This window comes from Mesorhizobium sp. M0166, assembly GCF_040322255.1.
Lineage (GTDB): Bacteria > Pseudomonadota > Alphaproteobacteria > Rhizobiales > Rhizobiaceae > Mesorhizobium.
This window is the reverse complement of sequence record NZ_JAMYTD010000055.1, coordinates 1-20,062: the sequence shown is the minus strand read 5'-3', so window position 1 is coordinate 20,062 and position 20,062 is coordinate 1. Positions and strand designations below refer to the sequence as shown.

The following is a 20,062-nucleotide window of genomic DNA, read 5'->3' as shown; positions in this document are numbered from 1 at the left end:
GAGAACGCGCGGCCGCCTCGACATTGATTGAAGCCATTGCGCCGAGCAGCAAAGGAGACCTCCCATGAAATTATCGAGAACTGTCGGCCTGGCTATCGCCGTCTCGCTGGTCGCCGGCACCGTGGTGACGCTCGCTCAGATCAGCGGAGCGGCTCCGATCGACCCGACCGCGAACGTGGTGGACGCCGCCGGGCACCTGCGCGTGCCGATAGACTATCGAACCCTTTACCAAGCGCTCGGGAGCTGGGCGATTGCCGCCGACAGCGACCATGGCTCGAAGGAAATGCACGCCGTCTACGCATCCCCAGGGGCGATCGACGCCTACCGGAAGACGGGGCACTTCCCGGACGGCGCCGTTCTGGTGAAAGAGGTCTTCGCGACCTCGACAAACGAGATGACCACCGGCACGGTAAGCCACGCCGACAAGCTCAAGGGCTGGTTTGTCATGGTGAAAGACAGCAAGGGAACGCACCCCGGCAATCCGTTGTGGGGCGACGGGTGGGGATGGTCGTGGTTCGACGCGGACAAGCCGCTGAAGACCACCTCGACCGACTACCATTCCGATTGCCAGGGGTGCCACGTGCCCGCCAAGGCCACCGATTGGATTTACGTGAACGGATATCCCGTCCTGCGTCACTAGGCGGCTGCATCGGTAGGAGCTCTCTTCTTGCCGCGGTTTCGCGGAGGCCGAGTCCGGCAGGCTGGTGCGGCAAGCTGGAAGATTGAAGGGCTTAATGTGACCATTCGTTTCGGTTAACGACCTTCGGGTCCGACCGACGTTCAGAGTACAAACGAGCGCATGGAGGTCGGCGTGTCCTTATCGGTCTATGACATCACAGTTCCGGTCATGGTACATGGACTGAACGTGATGGACGACTATCTTGACCACGCCCAAACGCTCGAACGGACCAAGGGGTTTGAGCCTGGGAGGATCCTTGGCGAGCGGCTCGCGCCCGACATGCTCACTTTCGGAGAACAGTTCTCCGTAAGCTGCAACAAGGTCGACGCGCACATGGCGAAGTTGATGCAGCACGACCCGCTAGCACCCCGCAACACTCCGATGATGTATCCGGCGTTGAAGGGACGGCTCCTTGAGACTCGCGGTTTCCTGCAAAACGTGCAGCCGGACGAGATTGCCGGCGCGCAGTCCCACACATACGAGCTGACGCCGCCTATCGTGCGCGGGTGGTTCGGCGGCGACGACTACATCCGGCACCTGGTGCTGCCCGACTTCTTCTTCCACATCTCGATTGCGCACGCGATCCTCCGGCACCTCGGAGCGACGATCGGGAAGCGCGACTACCTCGGCAACCTCACTCAGCAGAGCGGCGGTGACTACTCGTGAGAGGCGGGCGCGGTGCGCGGCACGGGCCAACGGAAAGAAAGTTTAGAGGATGCCCATTGTGAGGGAGTTGCGAGAGGTCATCGGCGCGCTGCAAAGCGAAGTTGAATTCGAGGCAGCTGTAAGTGAGCTGGGAGCAGCGGGGATCGACCGCTCCCGTATAAGCTTCCTGGCGCAGGAGGAGATTGCGGTGTCCTGCGCTGGGGCCGTCGGCTGCGACATCAAGCAGCTCCCTCGTGTCGAGATCGGCATGAGCGACGACCGGCAGCAGGTCCGCACCCTTGCTACCTCGCTCGCGGCCACGGTCGCCTCGTTCGCCGGCGCCGGTGCCGCTTTGGCCGCAACGGGTGGAGCGGCTGCGCCAGCCCTGCTGGCCGCATTGGCTTCCGGGGGTAGCGTGGGAGGGCTGGCCGCCTTGTTCGGCCAGCGCCATGAAGCTCACGTCCACGAGTGGGCCGAGAGCCAGGTCCTCAATGGTGGCATCGTGTTGATCGTCCACCCTGCCAGTGCAGAGCAGTTCGAGGCCGCCACCGCCATCATGCGCCGGCACTGCGGAGCCGACTTCGCGTCGCCATCGCCTGGCGCGGGGGCGAAATCATGAATCTCCTGCTTTCGTTCCACCTGCCATAAGCACTGCGCTAACACACCTCTTGAGATCGTCCTCATCCACTGGCTTGCCCAGATAGCAGACGACACCATTGTTCAGTGCGCGGGCCCGATCAGCATCGTTGGGGTAGGCTGTCACGAGGATTGTCGGAATCGCTCGCCCTTCATCGACAAGGTGTCGGTAGAGTTCGAGCCCGGTCATCACAGGCATATGGATGTCGGCGATGAGACAGGTCGTCTCGGCGAGATGGGGGGACGCAAGGAAATCGGCCGCCGATGGAAACGCCTCGACCGTGTAGCCGAGCGACTTCATGAACCTTCGCATGGACTCGCGAAAGAAGCGATCATCTTCAACGATCGAAACCAATAATTTCTTCATCTGCCGCCTTTGGCAGTTCGCTCGAACCGCCGTGTAAGCAGCCCAACAATGCCGTCGCCCCGTGGGGACTACGTGATCTCGTGAAGAATGCCACGGGTGCAACGCCGATGCTCCATAAACTTTGGTTTATCTCCGGGCGAGGATTGCGAAGGCTGGGCACCGAAAGCGGCCGGGGGAACTCTGCCAGTGCGCATAAACTGGGTCTATCCCTTCCAGTCCTCAGAGACGGAAGGGCTGTTCAGGTAAAGGGATTCGGACTAGATTTGTGCGTGTGGGCCAAATCTGCACCGAGACAAAAGGCTCATTGCCGTGATCCATGGGACAGCGATACCTGACGCAAGCTCCACCGTCTTGGTCATCGACGACGATGCGGAGCTTCGTTCTTCGGTCGGGCGGTTATTGCGATCGGTCGGTGTCACCGTCCAGCTGTTTGGTTCCATTGCCGATTTTCTCAGGTCCGATCCACCGGATGGGCCGACCTGCCTGGTGCTCGACGTCAGATTGCCTGGGCAAAGCGGTCTTGATTTGCAGCGCGAGCTCGCTGAAGCAAACAGGGAACTCCCAATTATATTCATCACGGGGCACGGTGACATCCCGATGTCCGTGCAGGCGATGAAGAGGGGAGCCATCGAGTTCCTGACCAAGCCCTTCCGCGACCAGGATCTCCTCGAAGCGATCCAGCTCGGCCTTTTCCGTGATCGTGAACGGCGGGAAAACGAGAAGGACCTGGTCGACCTTAGGGAGCGCTTCGGCTCGCTCAGTCCGAGAGAGCGCGAGATCATGATTCAGGTCGCTCGCGGCCGCCTGAGCAAACAGATTGCCCATGATATCGGCATCGCCGAAGCCACGGTGAAGGTGCATCGGAGCAGGGCTATGCAGAAGATGAAGGCCGGTTCGCTTCCCGAGCTGGGCCGAATGGTGGACAAACTCAAGCTGGTGCCCGACAAGCCGCAACGCTCCTGAGCTGTATAGCTATCGGCGAGGCACTATTCCTGTCGATCAGATTTACCAGGTCATTGTTCGCCGCCATCAACGGTACATGGCAAAGGTCTTGCGGGAGACGATCCTCCTTGGCCCAGCTGAGTGCCTGCATTGCCGCACGACCGCACGACGGCGCTCCCTACGCAAGTGATCTCCGCCGCCGAGGTTCGCGGCTATTGCGACGACATCCGCGTTTGGGGCTACTCCTATGCCAGCTATCCCGCTCACCGGCTTGTCGCTTTTCGCACCTAGTCTAGCGCTTGAAGGCGGCCAGGACTGATCCATCCATAAAGTTGAAGGAGCTCAACGCACTACACTCACCCTGTCCGGTGGCGGCAGCAGCGGCGCGTTCGGCGCCGGAGCCTTCTTGCTGGCTGGGAGAAGGCCCGGAACCAAGCCCAGCTTCGACATCGTGACTGGGACTGGGATCGGTGGGGGGTGCGTTGATTGCGACGTCCGCCTTTCTCGGACCGGCATATGACGATCAGCTAAAACAAGCCTTACCACAATCAAGGACGCTAACATCTACAGGAAGCACAGCCTCCTTGGCGCACTGTCGAGCGGATCCTTCACCAGCAACGCACCGCTCGCGAAAATGAGGACAAATACATCACCAACGACGTTCTGGCGAAGATTGCGCAGGAGCCGGTCAAAGGCCAACGGCTGTTCATCAGGACAACCAACCTCGATGCCGATCGCGCCATCATCTGGACGCGTCCAAAGGGGTGGGACGATCATACGAAGGCTTACGGCGCTGGGACTGGTCCTAGAGTTCCCCGCTGCGATCCCGCGACTGCTTTGGCCCGGCGGAAGCGTCGATCACAAGCCATGCCGAATTGGCTTCGCAATCATCGTCAACATAAGCCAAAGTTTACGGGGCACGAGCTTCACACGGGTGCCATTCTCTCAGACGACTCAATGCGGAGCGCCACTGTAGTTGCATAACTGGCTGCCCGCACGACGGGTCTGCGAATGGCTATAGACGCTTGATGAACAAGGTACTGGTGTCGGTTGTTGAAGATGATCGGTCCCTTCGTGAGTCCATGGGTAGGCTCATGAGAGCGCTGGGCTATACTGTCGAGATTTTTTCGTCTGCAACCGAATTTCTCGCGTCCCCGCGCCTCGCCGAAACAGCCTGTCTGATCGCCGACATCAACATGCCTGTCATGACGGGGCTCGAGCTCCATCGACGCCTCATCGACACGGACGGCGCAATACCGACAATTCTCGTGACCGCTTTCCCCAATGATGTTGACCGGGCTCGCGCCTTGAACGACGGGGTCGTATGCTACCTGGGCAAGCCAGTTGACGAAGAGCGTCTCACCCAATGCGTTTGCGCAGCTCTGAGGTCCGGTGACCCACCTGAAGCGGACTCGTGAGTTCGCCGTCGGTGCCGGGCAAGGTGAACTGAAATACAGCGCCACGAGGCTCATTCGCTTCCGCGCACAGCTTGCCCCCATGAGCATGATTGAGCGGCATATCGACAGCCCCATGAATGTCCCACTGGACTTCGTGGTGTAGAAGGCGTCGAAGACTCGATCGAGACGCGCCGAATCAATACCGGGACCGGAATCGCGCACCGCCACGAACACGCCTGCCAGATCTTGTTCGGTGCTGATCAACAGCTCTCTTGGTCCCTCCTCAACCAAGCCCATTGCCTCAGCCGGGTTCAGAAATCAGGTTCAGCAAAACTTGTTGTAGCTGAACGTGATCTCTCAGAACCTTAACCAATTCGCCGATAGCCGGGTCTGGACCGAAACACCATTCCCGTCGGTCACGCTTCGGGCCATTATGATCACCTCATTGATTGCCGCATTAAGAACGAAACGCTCTTTTCGGAGCGCCTTCTTGATTTGCTCTCGGATGCGATCGATGATTTCTCCGGCTCGATCGGCGTCGCAAGCGACACAGGAGAGCGCTTCCCTGACCTCGCCTGGGTCCGGCGGCTGCATCTCCAGAAAATTCTGGGCCGCCCGTGCGTTATTGCGGGCGCTAAGGCGACTGTGCTCAACTCAGACGGTGGTTCGGTACATGAGGCCATCGCTTTGGGCCGTGCAATCCGACAACTTGGGCTCGACACCACTGTCGGGCGAGTGAATCTCAAAAGGAACGGGGGGATATCGCTCGAGCTAAGCTTTTATCGGATGCTGAGGCAAATCTATGTGCGCATTCGTACTCATCCCCAGACTGCACCGGTCGGTACTGCCTCAGGCACGGGTCATGGTTCACGAAATTTGGCCCGGTGATCGCCGCGAAGACGCGCAATCTGCAAGCTACTCTGCGGATGATCTCGCACTTGTCCAGCGAGACATTGGTGCGCTCGTCATATACACCAGCGAGATGGGCGGATCGATGGAGTTGCTGGAGCAGGCATTGCGGATTGCGCCGTGGGAGCCGAAGCATCGGCTAACGGGCCAGGAGGTTCGGTACATGCGGATTGCTACCAACGCTACCCCGACCCTAGCCGAAGCGCCGCTAAGATAAAATTATGATCTCGCCACTCACTTCATGAGCAGATTTCAATCAATCAGTTTCCTCTCTTCTTGGCACCGACCAAGTCGCCGTGAGTTAGCCGCTTATGATGCTTCATGTGACGGTTCGCGCAAGCAAACGCCGCTGCACCAGGGGGGACTGACATGGCCCATACGCGCCATTGGCTTCTCGAGCAGCGGCTGATCGATCACATCGCCGGTTCCCCAGCCGGCGCTGTAAGATTGTGCCAAGCTTGGCGTGGCCGCTGCTAGCACGAGGAAAGCCGCTACCATAATTTCTTTCATTGGTTTCTCCTGTCCCTGCACACGGTGCTGCGATGGACCGCCGGCAGGTAGAGTTTTCCGGCTTTCTCACGATGGCGGGCTGGCGGTGCCGTAGTGGCCACATTCGAAACGGTCTCTCGGCAACCGCTCTCCGCTTTCCCAGGAAACGAGCTGGGATCCGGAAGTGGGCGCATGAGGCACGCTTTGGTTGGCGCGCTCGGGAAGGGCGGCGTCAAGTTATCCGGAGAGCGGCGGCGGCGCAGGCGTGAGGAATGAAATGCTAGTGCTGCCGGTGGGCGGGCAGCGTGAAGTGAAAAATGGCACCTCGGGGCAGATTGGCGGTCACCCACAACTGCCCCCCATGGGCGTCTATGATCGACCGGCAAATTGACAACCCCATCCCCATCCCGTGCACCTTGGTCGTAAACTGCGGTTTGAATATCAGATCAATAGCGCTCGGCTCGACACCCTTCCCCACGTCTTCCACGGACACCATCAGACTGCTGGAGTCGCAGACTTTAGACCTTAAGGAAAGTACCCGGTCCCCATCTTCAGTGGCCATTGAATCGATCGCGTTCGTGATCAAATTCACGAGCACCTGCTGCAGCTGAACCTCGTTGCCCTCTACCGGTGGGAGCGATTGATTGTAGTCGGTCTGAACCGCTACCCGATGCTTCTGCAGGTCGTAGCGCACGAGCGCCAGAGCTTCGCGGATCAGATTGTTGAGGTCGAGCGAAGTCCGGATTCGTGATTCGGTCTTGAAAAGCGTCCGAATATTATCGATCACCGCGCCCATACGGTGCCCGTTGTTCACGATTTGCTGTAATGCGGCTTTGGCCTCATCGATGTTGGGCGTCGCGCGATCAAGCCAGCGCAGGCTCGTACTGGCGTCCATAGTCATCGCCGACAATGGCTGCTTGATCTCGTGCGCCACGGTGGCTGCGACCGCGTCCCCCGTCAGCAGACGCACCTCGCGCTCGCGGCGTTGGGCAACGACTGCGCGCAGCAGTTCACCGTATAGCATCGTCACTTCTTTCATCAGGGTGAGCAGCACAAAGCTGCCGGAAAACACGCCGTAAACTCGCCCGGCATACCAGCCGACGCTAAAGCGGTACGGGATAGGAAAGGCGGTGAGGGCGATCTCGATGATGTATGCGAACAAGACCAACATCAGCCAGAGATCGAGCACCGAGCGGTGCCGCAGCCATAGCAAGACAAGCGCGACGACGAATAATCCCGCCATCGGTCCGACCACGTAGTACCAGAGATAGGAAACCTCCGCCGTGTCGAGCATGATGCGCGGGAGGAACGCATGGCCTGCTGTAACGAAAACTGTTGCGCAACAGACGAGCGCAGTAACTGATCCGACGGTCGTAAAGACCCTCGCACGAATGGAGCGTGGCGACAGCGCCCCCATCGCATCGGCATCCTTCAGCAGTGTATAGGCGATCGCGAACAGGGCGAAGCCGGCGTGGGACAGGACATAGAGCCAAACCGTACTCTGGAGCCCGCCGCCAAGGCCGCCCTCCGGCGCCAATATGCCTGGAAATGTGAGCGTCCAAGGAATTGCGATGAGCGCCGTCAGGAAATAGCCATTCGCTAGTGCGAGGAGCGCATGCGAGCGTAGGACGGAAAACTGCGCGAAGAGCAGGGCTGCGGTGATAGAGTCGATGACGAAAATCGCAGTGCCGTAGGCGGGTATAAAGGCGTCAACCCGCCTCAGTGGCAGGCCAGAGAGCGGGCCTGCCACGATGACAAAGACAACGAGGAGCACTAACACAACGCCAAGCGCGAACCGCCTTTGAGCGACGCTGGGCGAAAGATTCGAGAGCACAAACTCATCCGCCCGCAAGCCGGCCGCTGACCCTTCCACAAACATATTCGCCTCACGTCGAAAGCCCGCGATGGGCGGCAATTTCGAGTTCGCCAGCCTCTAATTCGAAATCAGACCTTCCAGAATGTGGTGCCTTTCCTACTTGCCCGACGAGATCGTCCGATCTCACTAGCCCGAAGTCGCAGGGCGCTCCGACCACAATCTAGTGCAAGCGATCACTTTCGCCAATGCCGGCACAAGGAGTGCAATTGAGCGATAGGGACGTCTCTCTGACCTAACCCGCCGAAAGATGCGCAGCCCGCTAAGGCCCAGCTTATCCTAGCTTTACCGTCTGTCGCCGCTGTTAGTCGTGCGGTCGCAGTGGATCAGCCACCCTGAAATGGTCTCGCCAATACCGCTCGCTCGGTCTGACCGCGCTGTAGGCTGAATCGACTTTCATCGCATCCATAACATAGCGCAGGCGAGTTGGATGAAGCTGAGGAATGGATGGCACGTCGGTCATAGCGTGTGGCTAAGCGGCGGAAGGTGGTCGATCAGGACCGGGAACGCGGCACCGGAGGGTGGCATCGCGTACACCCCGCCGTACGTCTGGTTGTAAACCCGGCCACGGAGCGTCTGGTTCATGGCATGATCCCAGACGGCCTTCGACGGATAGCATATGAGGGCAAACTGGTGTGGCAGCCCGGCGGCAGGTTGGGACAACACGCCAGGAAGATACGCTGCTAGGCCGGCCCATGGGTTGCAGCATGTAAGGGGTGCCGGGCATGAATGTCTGCCCCCAGTTGGCGGAAGAACGCCGGCTCGGCAAGTTGGGCATTTGGGAAACCACAAACACTCGGATAGCCTCTGTGGGCGTCGCGTAAGAAAGGGTGGCGTCGTGCATCTCGTGCTAAAGCTCCGATGCGAGTTGACGCGCTTGTCTACGGGACAGCGCGACGATGGTGAGGTGCGGATTGGCGGGCGACATCGACGGCCAATTGGCCGCGTTACATACAACCAGTCCCTTGATAGAGCGAACTCGGCCGTACTCGTCAGTCATGGAGGCCGCCCGTTCGACGCCCATGTTCATGCCCCCCGCTTCATGGTGGCTCGCGCCCAACGGCATGGTCTGGGCCGGCGCTGGCAGAGTGCCAATCGCCACCCGGACCGCTTCCAGCGCAGTAATCTTACTTTGAGCAAGGCTCTGATCGTCCGCGCCAAGCGCCATATGCACCTTGTAGGCACCCGGCCGATCGCCGCCAAGACCTCGAGATAGTTCTCGAGTGGCGGCTGGATGGGTGCAAAGCTGCGCACCATCGCAGCATAGTAGGGACTGGTGTCGGGGTTCCAGTCGCTAGTTTCCTTCAGCAGGAATAGATTGTCGGACGGCAGATGGATCTCGATCTGATAGATCTCGGCATGGTCCGAGCGTCACGCCGTAGAAGAACCGCAATGCGCACACCGTCTGGTTCAGCGCAGGCCACGAGATCCCGGTGGAGACCAGATGCACCTGGAAAGCGCGGACGTCTTCAAGGCCAAGCCGGTCCGGAGAGCGTCCGAATGGCGGGAAAACTTCGCCACCGCGTGTACGTAGGATCGTTGCGTGGCTGGCGACAGATTGCGGATCGTCATGTCCTGGATCATGCGCCGACGAAGTGGGCTCAACCCGACCATCTCATTGCTCCTGTTCTCGAGATTGCGCTTCAACAGCCGCAATCCTTCAAAACAGAAGCGTCACCCGCAAACCGATTCGCCAAATGCTGCGATAGCGGCTTCGTTCAATCCCAATTTTCCGATTTTCCAAACGGCCTCTGACGACATCAAGGAACGGCCTCCGGCGATGAAAGATGGCCGATAATCGAAGCGCCCCGACCCAACCCTAGGTTGACTTGCGTCTATGAGAGCTTGCCTGTCTGGGCTAGCCACATCTCTCTGCGTGGCTGCCTACACCTTGGTATCGCATCACAGACCTTGTGTAGAATAGATTTGCGGCCCGGATCGGCGCATTTTCTTCGCAAGCCATCACGGTCATCGAGTGTCGCCGCTCCTTCGCTCGCCCCTCCCCGAATGCGACCGTGCAGGTCGACCCGGTGATCGTGATGGTGAGCCCGATGTTCAAAGCCACCCACTATGGATGGATGCGATGAGTAAGGATGGACTTTTTTCCGTTGGCGGACCCCGCCGCGGCGTGTTCTTCTTGGCCGGCTTAAGCGTCGCAGTTGCAGCCGGACGGCATCTCGCTGCTTCGGCCACGAGCCGAAAGCAAAACCTTCCCGCCTCCGGGACGCCGCACGGCATCGCAGCCACGCACCGGGATCAGATGAATGCCGACCTGCTCGCCTTCATCTCAGACCACGATGACGCGTCGTCAGCAATTCCATGGATGAGCCAATGACAATCTTTGGCAACCTTTCGCGCGGCTTGAACCGCATGTCAGGCGGCCCGCGAGGCCAAACGTTGTGCGCTCGCATAGCCGAGCGGTGGCCCGAGTGTTTGTTCTGTCGGCTTATGTCTCGGATTGTGGAGCCGAACCACTGCGCTATCGAGCTAGCGCGCTGGGATAGGCGCGGAACGCCCCCTGCGGCACGGCCGCCGTACGAATGGCAGCGGCCTCTAGCGACACCATGTGGACCATCATGGCGAACTGGCCGCTGTACTTACGCGCGCGTCGATCTCGACCGAGGGAATTCATCGTCGTCCGAAACGGCCGTTCCGGAGTTGTTGGGGACCTCTGACCAAAGCCTGCGCTTTACGAAGGCGATCGCCAAGGTTCGGCCGCGCGAAAATCGGTAGCCGTTTGCAAGCATGTCCATCTCAAGAGTCTTAATCGGCGCGAGAATCTTCGTGTGCAACTTGAGAACATGGTCGAGCCCCATGTCGTCAGCGCCGATGTCTACGGCGCACCACCACATACCGGACGTGGCGGCTGGACATGGTATACGGGATCGGCCGGCTGGTTGTATCGCGATGGCGCTCGAAGCCATCCTTGGTTTCAGACCGCAGGACCAGACTCTCTCAATTGAACCATGCGTTCCCACATATTGGCCTGAGTATGAAATGAGATACAGGTATGGATCGGCGACATACCGCATCCATGTGGACAACAAAGCCGGAGTCTGCCTCGGGGTGCGTTCGATTGTGCTGGATGACGAACCGCTGACGGACACAAAAGTGCCGCTTACCAATGATGGTCGTTTCCACGACGTCCGAGTGATCCTCGGCTAGACATATGTCCCAGATGCTTTCGACCGCGCCAGAACTGCTTCGGATGCCCACCGACCAGGATCTCGCCCGTCTGCAGTTCACGACGCTGCTGTACTATCTCCACGGCACCAACCCCGACAACGGACTCGTTCGCGACAAGACCGAGCAAGGTGCTCCGGCAAGCATCGCCGCAATCGGGATGGCGCTGGCAGCGATTCCGGTCATCGTGGAACGCGGCATCATAATCCGGCAGTTTGCGGCCAAGATCGCCCTGAGGCGGCTGGAATTCCTGCTGCGATGTCCCCAGGGACCAGAGCCCGACGCAACCGGCTACAAAGGGTTCTTCTATCATTTCCTCGACATCGAAACCGGCCGCCGGGTCTGGCAGTGCGAACTGTCCACCATCGACTCGGCATTCCTGTTCGCCGGCGCACTGACTGTCGCCACATACTTCGACGGCCAGACAGCCGAAGAGGCGGAGATTCGCAGGGTCGCCAATGCACTGTACGAGCGGGCGGACTGGAACTGGGCCTGCGACCGCGGCCTTACGCTGACCCATGGATGGCGCCCGGAAAACGGTTTCATTCCCTACCGGTGGCGCGGTTACGACGAGGGCCTTCTGCTCTATATTCTTGGCCTTGGGTCGCCAACCTATCCATTGCCGCCCGAAGCCTATTTTGCCTACACCGAAACGTACGACTGGAGGAACATCTACGGACGCGAACTACTCTATTCAGGCCCCCTTTTCACCCACCAGCTTTCGCATATGTGGATCGACTTCCGGGGTATACGCGACCGGTTCATGCGCGACCACAACAGCGACTATTTCGAGAACAGCTGCCACGCGACCTACGTCCAGCAGGAATATGCCATCCGCAATCCGCTCAGCTTTGTCGGCTATGGCGAACATTGTTGGGGGTTCACGGCAAGCGATGGACCCGGTTGGGTCAAACGCAATGTCGATGGCGTGGAAAGGGAATTCTTCGACTATATCGCCCGGGGCGCGCCTTTCGGACCGGACGACGGGACTGTCTCGCCGTGGGTGGTAGTCGCTTCATTGCCTTTCGCTCCGGAAATCGTCATTCCGACCGTGTGGCACTTTGCGCGAATGAAACTCGGCATGACCCGTCTCTACGGATTCAAGCCATCTTTCAACCAGACCTACAAAGTAGAAGGCAGTGATACGGGATGGTGGGTCAGTCCCTGCCATTTCGGCATAGACCAGGGCCCGGTCGTGCTGATGACGGAAAACTACAGGACGGGCCTACTCTGGAACATCATGCGCCGGTGCCGGCCGATCGTGACCGGGCTGCGCAGGGCCGGATTCGCGGGGGGCTGGCTGTAGGATGCAGGCAGGCGTTTCGTCTCATGGGAACAGCCCGGGTGTTTGGCACATGTCGGACAGTAGAAGCCTTCAGGAAGCGGGCAGACAAGAATGTGCGCCGCCATGCTGCGTTCTTTGTTAGCACGTGACGCCATGGATGCGATTCTCGTCGTCAACGCCGGATCTTCAAGCCTGAAATTCGAGGTGTTTGCCGTCGGAAGAGGCCCGAGAAAGGTTCTCCCTACCCTCGGCTATGCGAGTCGTCGGAGCCTGGCTGCGTGACAGGCACCAGGGCCGGCTTGTTGCGGCTGGCCACCGCGTCGTCCACGGCGGCCCCGACTACGACCAGCGGGTGCTGATCAATAAAGAAGTCCTTCGCGATCTAGAACGCTACGTGCCGCTAGCTCCGCTGCATCAACCGAACAGTCTTGCACTGATCCATACGGTGCTGGATCGCCGGCCGGACCTGCCCCCGGTTGCCTGCTTCGATACTTCGTTCCATCGAGGGCATAGTCACGTAGCAAACCACTTCGCAATTCCCGAGCACTTCTTCGCCGAGGGTGTGCGGCGCTACGGCTTTCACGGCTTGTCTTATCAGTATGTCTTCGGGCGTCTCTGCGAAGTGGCACCGGAGATAGCGAACGGCCGGGTTATCGTAGCACATCTCGGCAGCGGTGCGTCTCTGTGTGCCATTTCCCAAGCTCGCAGCGTCGAAAGCACGCTCGGCTTCACTGTCGTCGGGTTCGAAGCATCGTTCGTCAAACTGCTCAAGCTTGGGTTCGTCCTTCCCGGGCGCAGCGCAAGCCTCAATGAATACGAGCTGCGCTCGATCCGCGATGCCCCTACGACGGACGGTTCCCGCCGGGTGTTCGTGTTGTTCCTTGCACGCGACTTCGCAAGCGATGGCAGCGACATCGTCGATAGCCAGGTCGGACTCGCCGTCCGGAATGCCTATCCGATCCTGGCATTGCGGACGAGAGAGACCAGATTCCGCCCGTGCTGGTCGGCGCCGAAAAGCTGGCGTTCCGAAGGCTTTCCCACTGCGGACAAAAATCGTAGGCCCAAGCATAGAGCTGCTCGAAATAGTCTAAGGCGAAATGCAGGGCCTTGTGCCCAGTCGAATCCGAGCTAACGCACGTCACACTTGATAGCATCGGCGTACACCGCCTTCTCCTTAGCGTGGTTCGTATCATCGAGGCAGCGGCCGCCAAATTCTTTTGCCAGCTCGTAGTTCAGAACGATCGACCCTGCGTGGCCCAGGTGGAGGAAGCCGTTTGGCCCCAGAATTCCGACGGTTGCGACAACGTCGCCTCACGCGCCGGGGTTGACGGGCGGATGCTCTCCGAAACCGTGCATCTTGAGTGACCACTGCAGCGCCACGACGGCGCCCTTGACCGGCTGAAGGAGGGCTAGCGAGGCCAAGATCGTAATCGGAAGGTAGACTGCGAGCTGGAACGCAAGCGATGGTGCGTAGTCCTCCTCGATCCAGAGAATGACGGGGATCAAGACGTGGCCGATGATGACGATCACCAAGTATGCCGGCAGATCGTCAGCCCGATGGCCCGTGAAATCGAGGCCGCAGACAGAACAATGGTCGCCGACCTTGAGAAACGCGCAAAACAAGCGACCGCGACCGCAGCGCGGGCACCTTCCACGAACCCCTCGCCGAAGGGAGAGGCCGACGTCCCGGCCGGCGGCAGTCTCTGCAGACGTCCAATCCTTGTCTTGACTTCCAATCGGGCCCGCAATTGTCGTGGCCATTGCTGTTCTCCTACTTTGCAGGCAACACAGTATTCAATGACGCCACGCAAGCATCATGCAGATGGGGCATGTAGTCGATAACCCTTCGTGATCGCGCCGGCCCGCGCTCGTCTCTTCTCCCTCCCGCCACGGATTATTTCATATATTGGGAAGAGGGTTCTCTTGCTCGGCGTATTATGCACCGAGCCTGGACGGTCCACTAATGTCGCGGAAAAACACGAGACCTGCGCGGTGCTGCCGGCAGGCATGGCGACGAAGCGCCTCCTCCTCGCGCACGAGGAGGCCGTGCATCGCGAGCTGCACATGCGGAAGGCGCTGATGGAGATGAATCTGCAGTTGCACCATGTCGTCTCTGACATCACCGGTGCGACCTGCATGCGAATCATCCGTGCCATCGTGGCAGGCAAGCGCGACCCGGATGTGCTGGCATCGTCCTTGGTAAGGAACGACCGAGACGAGCATATCTTCGCGTTGACCCAGTCTCTGGATCTCTGCGACTTCTATCAGGCTCAGGTGGCAGAATGTGACCGCAAGCTGGAGGCGGCCATTGCCGCCCTCACGGTCAGGGCGTCAGCACCCATCGCCGCACTGCCCAAGGTGCGGGTCAAGGCGAAGCAGGTGAATGAGCCTTCCTTCGATGTCCGCGCGGCACTTTATGGGGTGATCGGCGTCAATCTGACTCAGATCCATGGCCTCGGACCCTCGCTTGTGCTGAAGCTGATCGGGGAATGTGGCACCGATCTCAGCGCTTGGCCGAGTGCCAAACACTTCGCGTCCTGGCTCTGCCTTGCGCCGGGCAACTAGATATCCGGCGGCAAGTTGCTGTCGTCTCGAATGCGCCGATCCTCCAGTCGCGCGGCCCCCTTTTTCGGCTGGCAGCAACCACATCGGGCGTAGCGATATCACCTCGGGGCTTTCTACAGTCGCCTGTCATCGCGGATTGGCAAGCGGAAGGCAGTCACTGCACCGCCCGCAAGATAGCAGTACTATTCTACAACACCCTGCGCTTCGGCATGACCTGGCGTGACCCCGGCGCCGACGCCTATGAAGAACGCCATCGCACGCGCGTTCTCGCAAACCTGCATCGGCGCGCCAAGGCTCTCGGCTTTGCCCTCGCGCCAATGCCGGCCACTGAGGCTGTTTTTTAGGAAGGCCGCAGCCTACTTCGCGAGGGAAGTGACGTGAGGTTCGCTTTCATCGCGCGGCACCGCGGCTCGCCGCAATAGCTTCAATCAATCTCAAGGCGGCCACGTCTGCTCGGCCGCCCCGGCCAGACCCAAAGATCGGCCGGGGCGGACGAAATTAGAAATTCCCTTTGGACATGCTTTCGATACGCAACACCGGTCCTCTTCCCGGGCATGCTCGCTCCGATCACACCCGCGAGACGGGTGTCCGCAGCCTCGAACGGAGATCGGGAAGACCCTGCGCAGCGTCGCGGTCCAGATCGCGGAAGGAAGCGCGAGCGCGGTTAGGCTGACCAGAAACGACATCGGCGCCGTGCGCGGCCAGCCTCGGTTCGAGAGCGAGGTCGCATGCGAACGAGCGTCCCCGGCGTCGCAAACGGGTTTGGCGTGGACGCCGGTCGGCGGCGACATCCTGTTCATCTAGGCCACGCGAGCGACCGGCAAGGGCGCTCTCATCCTGACTGGGCAACTGGGCGACATCATGCGGGAGAGCGCCCAGGCTGCCCTGACCCTGCTGAAGACACGTTCGTCGGAGCTCGGCGTTGGCCCTGGTGTGCTCGACGCAAGCGACATCCACATCCACGTGCCCGCAGGCGCGACGCCAAAGGACGGACCGAGCGCCGGAGTCGCGATGTTCACAGCTCTCGCGTCTCTCGTCACAGGTCGGAATGGCCGAAGCGACACGGCCATGACGGGGGAAATCCGCCGCGACTACGACGATATCCCCGCCGGTGCCCGGGAGAAGCTTGAGTTCGTGTGGCTTGAACGTGTCGACGACGCAAATGCCGCTGCGTTGGATGCAACCCCGGCTACGTCGACATTAGGTGTTGCGACGCGGACCCGAGCAGTCACCGCCAGCCGCGGTGGCCGCGCGGCACGCACAGTAACGGCACGTCCCTGACTGTGCGACTTCGGTGCGTCGTGATCGGTCCGTCGCGAATCCGGCTGTCGAGCCTCCGGACCTCCTGTTCACGCGCGTCGGCATGGGCTCGCGTGATTCATAAAGTTTTGCCTGTCGCTGAGACGCTCAGCCGGATTATTCATGTCAGGGTTGAATTTATCAAATTCGGCAGCAACCACTAGTCGGTCAGGCGCAACTGGGTGATTGTTTTAGCGTCTTCAGTCGAAGGCAATGAAGACCGAACCGATCAAATGCTAGGTCAGGTTGGAACGCGGAAGGGCCCTTCACCCAGTTGCGCAGGCCGGATGCCTGCGTGAGATGGCGTCGTCCCGCCGTCCCGAAGCCGAGCTGATGTGGGCCTGAGCACTGTAGAGGCTTGTGGACATGGCAGGCGACCCGATCTGGCGTATATCGCAACAAGATCTCGACAAGTTGATGACCACGTTGGACGTCACCTTCGTCAGGCTGTCGGAGTGCGCGCTTGCGGCGGGTGCCCACTTGGCGGTTGCCCGCACCGACGCCTCCACCATCCACTACTGCCTTCGAGGCGCCGGGTTGATCCTCCTGGACAGCGAAATCCCCATACCTTGCGGCATACTAGTCGGGGTCGATGTTCGGGATCGAAAGCTCGCTCAAGTCGTCGTCATAGCTTGCCGCCGGCCCGCCGCTGACGCTATCGTTCGTGCGGATGTCGGCGCTGAGGCCCAGCGTCCGCCCGACCGGACACATGTTCGCAGCCTGCATCAACTGGGCGCGCTCGTCGTCACCGAGGTTTCCCTCGAGCGTGATGGAGCGCTCAAAGGAGTCGCGGCCACCATTCCCGCCATGGTGATACGACACAGCTACCTCGACATGAGATAGCGGGAATTTTCGCCTTCGCGCCTGGAACCGTATCGTCATCGCCGTGCACGCAGCGAGCGAAGCACTCAGAAGCTCATAAGGATTCGCCCCGGCCGCCCTGCCGTCGGGGCCGCCAATCGAGAACTCCGATGCGCCGGCACGGCCGTTGAGTGCGCCGGCGTCGTCAAGGTCGCCGGCCACTACAGCCTGTGGGCGGGGAGCGCCATCATCGTTCGAATTCGTCATCGTGCTTTCCTTTCAGATTTTGACATTGCGCTTGGCAGGCCCGTCAGAGGCGGTTCTCGACCAGGTGTCGTCGCAGCCGCCTCGCGAGATCGATCCCGGCTCCTGCACGACTCGTGCCTGGGCGCACGCTAGCTCGAACTCGCGGCAGGCAGGCCCTTGCCGACGGAGCGGTGTCAGGCGTGGAGGGTGTCGCGGCCCGTGGCATCTGCGTAGTATTGTGGTGCCTCGCGACGGTCGTATTTCCCGTAATCACGTACGATACGCACTCTCCGGATCCTTGCCTTGTCATTCGGCGCGGAAGAGTCCTCGTAGGCTTGCGCTGCAGCGGCATCTTTCCAGGATATGAGGAGAATCAGGTCGCCGGGCGTAGGTACGGCCTCGAAAAGGTCCCAGGACGTACTGTCGGCGGCCCACGGGTTCAGGCCAAGCCACTCGGCGCAATCGTACGGATTGTTGGTCTGCTTCCACTCGGCGGGGCGAGTCGCGTTGATCAGCGTCACCGTGGTTCCTTCCCCGACTTCAGTCTCGTCGAGCCGCTGCTCCGTGAGGGCATACCCTGTCGGCAATTGATTGTCGGCGGTGATCTGGCCGACGCGCAGGTGGTAGTCTGCGAAGATTTCGTCGCGGCCCTTCTGTTGGAGTTCATGATGATGCCTGCGGGTCCGCCAGCGCACGAGCGACTTCTCGTCCCGCCAGTTCGAAAGCGAAAGGATCCAGCCCTCGCGGATCAGGCTCTTGTAACGGATGTTGTCGACGAAGCCCTCGACCTTTTCCAGCTCGGGGAGCAGCATCTTGGCGCTGTCGAGGTAGTCATCCCAGTTCTCTTTATGGGGGAGGACTTCGAAAATCACTGAAAACATGTTCGTATCCCGTTTCTAGAGTGCTTCGACGCCGTCGATCTCGATATTGAAGTGGCCCGAAAAGGCGCATCTTCTTCGCGGCAGAAGATATTCGAGCCGTCCACATCGGTCGTCTTGGACAGCATCCGCGTGGCTCCCGGTTTATTCATTGCGCGTATTCTCGCATTCAACCCACTTAAGTCGCTGCATGCGGCACGGATAATCTGGCGTTTGCGAAAACAATCCTCTCGCAAAGCGAGAGAGATCGTCTCTCAAGCGCCGTAGCGTTCGGTCTTGATCGCTCCCGCTTCCAGCCCCAAGGCGAGCGCCGCGTCCGCCGCGATGTCGACGAAGGCATTCGACCCGCACACGAAGACGCTGCCGGGAGAGACATGCTGACGTGCGGCGACGTCGGCGATAATCGCAGCGTCGATCCGCCTGCTGAAGTCGCTGCCGCGCATGGTCGGCTCGCGCGTCAACGCCAGGGCGAGTGCGAAATCGGGAAGCGACCTCTCGAGCTCGAGGAGCTCGTCCCTGAACAGCACGTCACCCCAGGTCCTGGAGGAGAGCAACAGCGCGACAGGCACTGGCTCGCCGCTGGCCTTCCGATGCCGGATCATTGCCATGTGCGGCACGACGCCGGAGCCCGCGCCGATCAAGAGCAGCGGATTTGCGGTCGGCCCCGGCCAGAGGAAGTGACCGCCAAGCGGCCCGCGAAGCTCAATCATATCGCCTGCTCGGGCGACGTCGTGGAAGAAAGGGGAGACCTCGCCGTCAGCGAGGCGCTCGATCGCCAGCTCGATCACCTTGGAATCGCTCGGGGCCGACGCGATCGAGTAGCTGCGCATGGCAGTGTAGCCGTTTGGTGCAGTCAGCCGCACGTCAACGTGCTGTCCGGCCGTATAGTCGAACGTTTCGGAGAGGCGAAGAAAGAAGCTCTTTATAGCCGGCGTTCTCGTCGCGATCTCGACAATCGCGCAGCTCTGCCATCGCGCGGCTGCGGCAATCGATTCCGTCATTCTTGTATCGCTGCTCACGCCACGGATCGCCATATATGTGGTACCCACGCAGCTCCCGGAAGCCGGCCTCGTCGCGCTCCGTGAACTGAAGCCCGTTTACCCACTTTGCCGACTTCCAGAAGTAGAGATGCGGCACGAGTAGGCGCGCTGGCCCCCCGTGATCGCGCGGCAGCGGCTGGCCTTCGTAGTTGAGCGCGACCATTGCCTTCCCCGTCGCGAGATCCGCGAGTGGAACGTTGGTGGAGTATCCGTCGTAGCAATATGCGAGTGCAAACGGAGTGGGCGCGCTAAGCCCAGCGTCGGCGAGAATGTCGTCGATGGCCACGCCCTCCCAAGCGGTGTTGAGCTTCGACCATGAGGTCACGCAGTGGATGTCCCGCGTCATCCTGGTTCGTGGGAGCGCGTTGAACTCCGACCAGCTCCACGCTTTGACCGGACGAGGTCCGACCTTCAGCGTGAATGTCCAGTCCGCGGGCTCGATCCGTGGCGTGGGACCGGCCGTGAGCACCGGGAAATTGTCGACGAGGTGCTGTCCCGGGGGAATCCGATCCGATAGTTCAGATCCGGATTGGCGGCCTGTGAAACCGCGGGTGACCATGGCGGACTTCCTCCGTCGGCGGGTGAAAGGAGCGTCGTCCCGCACAATACGCTAAGCTGTTGTGCGCGGGATGAGCAAGCTACCGGCGGAGCATGGAATTCCGCGCGGCGAATGGGAAATGACGTCACGCCATGAAATCGATAGCCGCGCGTTATAAAGGCCGTCCGCCTTCCGCATCGGACCTGCATGCACCTGACGCAGATTGCTGCTGCAGCTCGGTCAGCATCCTGACGGCCTCGGTAAGCTTAAGGACTTCACGCTCGCGCAGT

Annotated in this window: 17 protein-coding genes and 8 pseudogenes; 12 read left to right on the top strand and 13 right to left on the bottom strand. The window is 60.4% G+C overall.

Annotation, left to right across the window (positions count from 1 at the left end):
* The first annotated feature begins 64 nt into the window (after window positions 1-64).
* The 3 genes from NKJ46_RS31740 (at window position 65) to NKJ46_RS31730 (ending at window position 1,943) form a co-directional block, all read left to right on the top strand.
* Window positions 65-640 (top strand): cytochrome P460 family protein, encoded by a 576-nt coding sequence (locus NKJ46_RS31740; RefSeq protein WP_352670832.1) that lies wholly within the window; start codon window positions 65-67, stop codon window positions 638-640.
* A 159-nt stretch (window positions 641-799) separates the two neighbouring features.
* Entirely contained in the window at window positions 800-1,345 is a 546-nt protein-coding gene (locus NKJ46_RS31735) for a DUF1993 domain-containing protein (protein ID WP_352670830.1), read from the top strand.
* A 58-nt stretch (window positions 1,346-1,403) separates the two neighbouring features.
* Window positions 1,404-1,943, top strand: coding sequence for a hypothetical protein (locus NKJ46_RS31730; RefSeq protein ID WP_352670827.1), 540 nt, complete (start codon window positions 1,404-1,406; stop codon window positions 1,941-1,943).
* Here NKJ46_RS31730 and NKJ46_RS31725 read toward each other — a convergent pair.
* Window positions 1,938-2,327 carry a response regulator transcription factor gene (locus tag NKJ46_RS31725; protein ID WP_352670824.1) on the bottom strand — a complete coding sequence of 130 codons (390 nt, stop codon included), beginning with the start codon at window positions 2,325-2,327 and terminating at the stop codon, window positions 1,938-1,940. The two genes, NKJ46_RS31730 and NKJ46_RS31725, sit on opposite strands and share 6 nt — an antisense overlap.
* 327 nt (window positions 2,328-2,654) lie before the next feature.
* On the opposite strand from NKJ46_RS31725, the gene NKJ46_RS31720 reads away from it, so the two are divergent.
* Both NKJ46_RS31720 and NKJ46_RS31715 read left to right on the top strand, forming a co-directional pair.
* The gene (locus NKJ46_RS31720) at window positions 2,655-3,290 is read left to right on the top strand and encodes a response regulator transcription factor (protein WP_352670873.1); all 636 of its coding nucleotides are present in this window, start codon (window positions 2,655-2,657) and stop codon (window positions 3,288-3,290) included.
* 120 nt (window positions 3,291-3,410) lie between these two features.
* Window positions 3,411-3,560 (top strand): hypothetical protein, encoded by a 150-nt coding sequence (locus NKJ46_RS31715; RefSeq protein WP_352670822.1) that lies wholly within the window; start codon window positions 3,411-3,413, stop codon window positions 3,558-3,560.
* A 273-nt stretch (window positions 3,561-3,833) separates the two neighbouring features.
* On the opposite strand, the gene NKJ46_RS31710 is transcribed toward NKJ46_RS31715, so the two are convergent.
* Entirely contained in the window at window positions 3,834-4,046 is a 213-nt protein-coding gene (locus NKJ46_RS31710) for a hypothetical protein (RefSeq protein ID WP_352670819.1), read from the bottom strand.
* Window positions 4,047-4,297: 251 nt separating this feature from the next.
* On the opposite strand from NKJ46_RS31710, the gene NKJ46_RS31705 reads away from it, so the two are divergent.
* A complete protein-coding gene (locus NKJ46_RS31705; protein WP_352670870.1) occupies window positions 4,298-4,687 on the top strand; it encodes a response regulator transcription factor in 390 nt (129 codons plus the stop codon).
* Between the two features lie 120 nt (window positions 4,688-4,807).
* Here NKJ46_RS31705 and NKJ46_RS31700 read toward each other — a convergent pair.
* The 5 genes and pseudogenes from NKJ46_RS31700 to NKJ46_RS31680 all read right to left on the bottom strand — a co-directional run.
* Window positions 4,808-4,963: pseudogene (locus tag NKJ46_RS31700) on the bottom strand (ATP-binding protein); the annotation flags it as partial.
* Between the two features lie 921 nt (window positions 4,964-5,884).
* Window positions 5,885-6,085 (bottom strand): hypothetical protein, encoded by a 201-nt coding sequence (locus tag NKJ46_RS31695; protein WP_352670817.1) that lies wholly within the window; start codon window positions 6,083-6,085, stop codon window positions 5,885-5,887.
* 259 nt (window positions 6,086-6,344) lie between these two features.
* Complete coding sequence (locus tag NKJ46_RS31690; protein WP_352670815.1) at window positions 6,345-7,979, bottom strand: sensor histidine kinase; 1,635 nt, start codon at window positions 7,977-7,979, stop codon at window positions 6,345-6,347.
* Window positions 7,980-8,787: 808 nt separating this feature from the next.
* Window positions 8,788-9,105, bottom strand: a complete 318-nt coding sequence (locus NKJ46_RS31685; RefSeq protein WP_352670813.1) for a GMC oxidoreductase — start codon at window positions 9,103-9,105, stop codon at window positions 8,788-8,790.
* Between the two features lie 195 nt (window positions 9,106-9,300).
* Window positions 9,301-9,551: pseudogene (locus tag NKJ46_RS31680) on the bottom strand (site-specific integrase); the annotation flags it as partial.
* Here NKJ46_RS31680 and NKJ46_RS31675 point away from each other — a divergent pair.
* The 4 genes and pseudogenes from NKJ46_RS31675 to NKJ46_RS31660 form a co-directional block, all read left to right on the top strand.
* Window positions 9,481-9,735: a hypothetical protein gene (locus NKJ46_RS31675; protein WP_352670877.1), complete on the top strand. Its 255-nt coding sequence runs from the start codon at window positions 9,481-9,483 to the stop codon at window positions 9,733-9,735. The pseudogene NKJ46_RS31680 and the gene NKJ46_RS31675 sit on opposite strands and share 71 nt — an antisense overlap.
* Before the next feature lie 1,006 nt (window positions 9,736-10,741).
* Window positions 10,742-11,102 (top strand): annotated as a pseudogene (locus NKJ46_RS31670) (GH36-type glycosyl hydrolase domain-containing protein); the annotation flags it as partial.
* A gap of 4 nt (window positions 11,103-11,106) precedes the next feature.
* Window positions 11,107-12,426 (top strand): glucoamylase family protein, encoded by a 1,320-nt coding sequence (locus NKJ46_RS31665; protein ID WP_352670810.1) that lies wholly within the window; start codon window positions 11,107-11,109, stop codon window positions 12,424-12,426.
* 132 nt (window positions 12,427-12,558) lie between these two features.
* Window positions 12,559-13,144, top strand: a pseudogene (locus NKJ46_RS31660) (acetate/propionate family kinase); the annotation flags it as partial.
* A 288-nt stretch (window positions 13,145-13,432) separates the two neighbouring features.
* Here the strand turns inward: NKJ46_RS31660 and NKJ46_RS34905 are convergent.
* Window positions 13,433-13,683, bottom strand: a pseudogene (locus NKJ46_RS34905) (glutamate--tRNA ligase family protein); the annotation flags it as partial.
* 33 nt (window positions 13,684-13,716) lie between these two features.
* The gene (locus NKJ46_RS31650) at window positions 13,717-14,166 is read right to left on the bottom strand and encodes a DUF983 domain-containing protein (RefSeq protein WP_352670807.1); all 450 of its coding nucleotides are present in this window, start codon (window positions 14,164-14,166) and stop codon (window positions 13,717-13,719) included.
* A 240-nt stretch (window positions 14,167-14,406) separates the two neighbouring features.
* Between NKJ46_RS31650 and NKJ46_RS34900 the strand changes: the two are divergent.
* Both NKJ46_RS34900 and NKJ46_RS31640 read left to right on the top strand, forming a co-directional pair.
* Window positions 14,407-15,314 (top strand): annotated as a pseudogene (locus NKJ46_RS34900) (transposase); the annotation flags it as partial.
* A 224-nt stretch (window positions 15,315-15,538) separates the two neighbouring features.
* Window positions 15,539-16,251 (top strand): annotated as a pseudogene (locus NKJ46_RS31640) (S16 family serine protease); the annotation flags it as partial.
* A 597-nt stretch (window positions 16,252-16,848) separates the two neighbouring features.
* Here NKJ46_RS31640 and NKJ46_RS31635 read toward each other — a convergent pair.
* The 4 genes and pseudogenes from NKJ46_RS31635 to NKJ46_RS31620 all read right to left on the bottom strand — a co-directional run.
* Window positions 16,849-17,337: an OsmC family protein gene (locus NKJ46_RS31635; RefSeq protein ID WP_352670801.1), complete on the bottom strand. Its 489-nt coding sequence runs from the start codon at window positions 17,335-17,337 to the stop codon at window positions 16,849-16,851.
* A gap of 173 nt (window positions 17,338-17,510) precedes the next feature.
* Window positions 17,511-18,197, bottom strand: a complete 687-nt coding sequence (locus NKJ46_RS31630) for an antibiotic biosynthesis monooxygenase family protein (protein ID WP_352670798.1) — start codon at window positions 18,195-18,197, stop codon at window positions 17,511-17,513.
* A 251-nt stretch (window positions 18,198-18,448) separates the two neighbouring features.
* Window positions 18,449-19,195, bottom strand: coding sequence for an FAD-binding oxidoreductase (locus tag NKJ46_RS31625; protein ID WP_352670795.1), 747 nt, complete (start codon window positions 19,193-19,195; stop codon window positions 18,449-18,451).
* A pseudogene (locus NKJ46_RS31620) lies at window positions 19,191-19,793 on the bottom strand (sulfite oxidase-like oxidoreductase); the annotation flags it as partial. The pseudogene NKJ46_RS31620 and the gene NKJ46_RS31625, both read right to left, overlap by 5 nt.
* Window positions 19,794-20,062 lie beyond the last annotated feature (269 nt).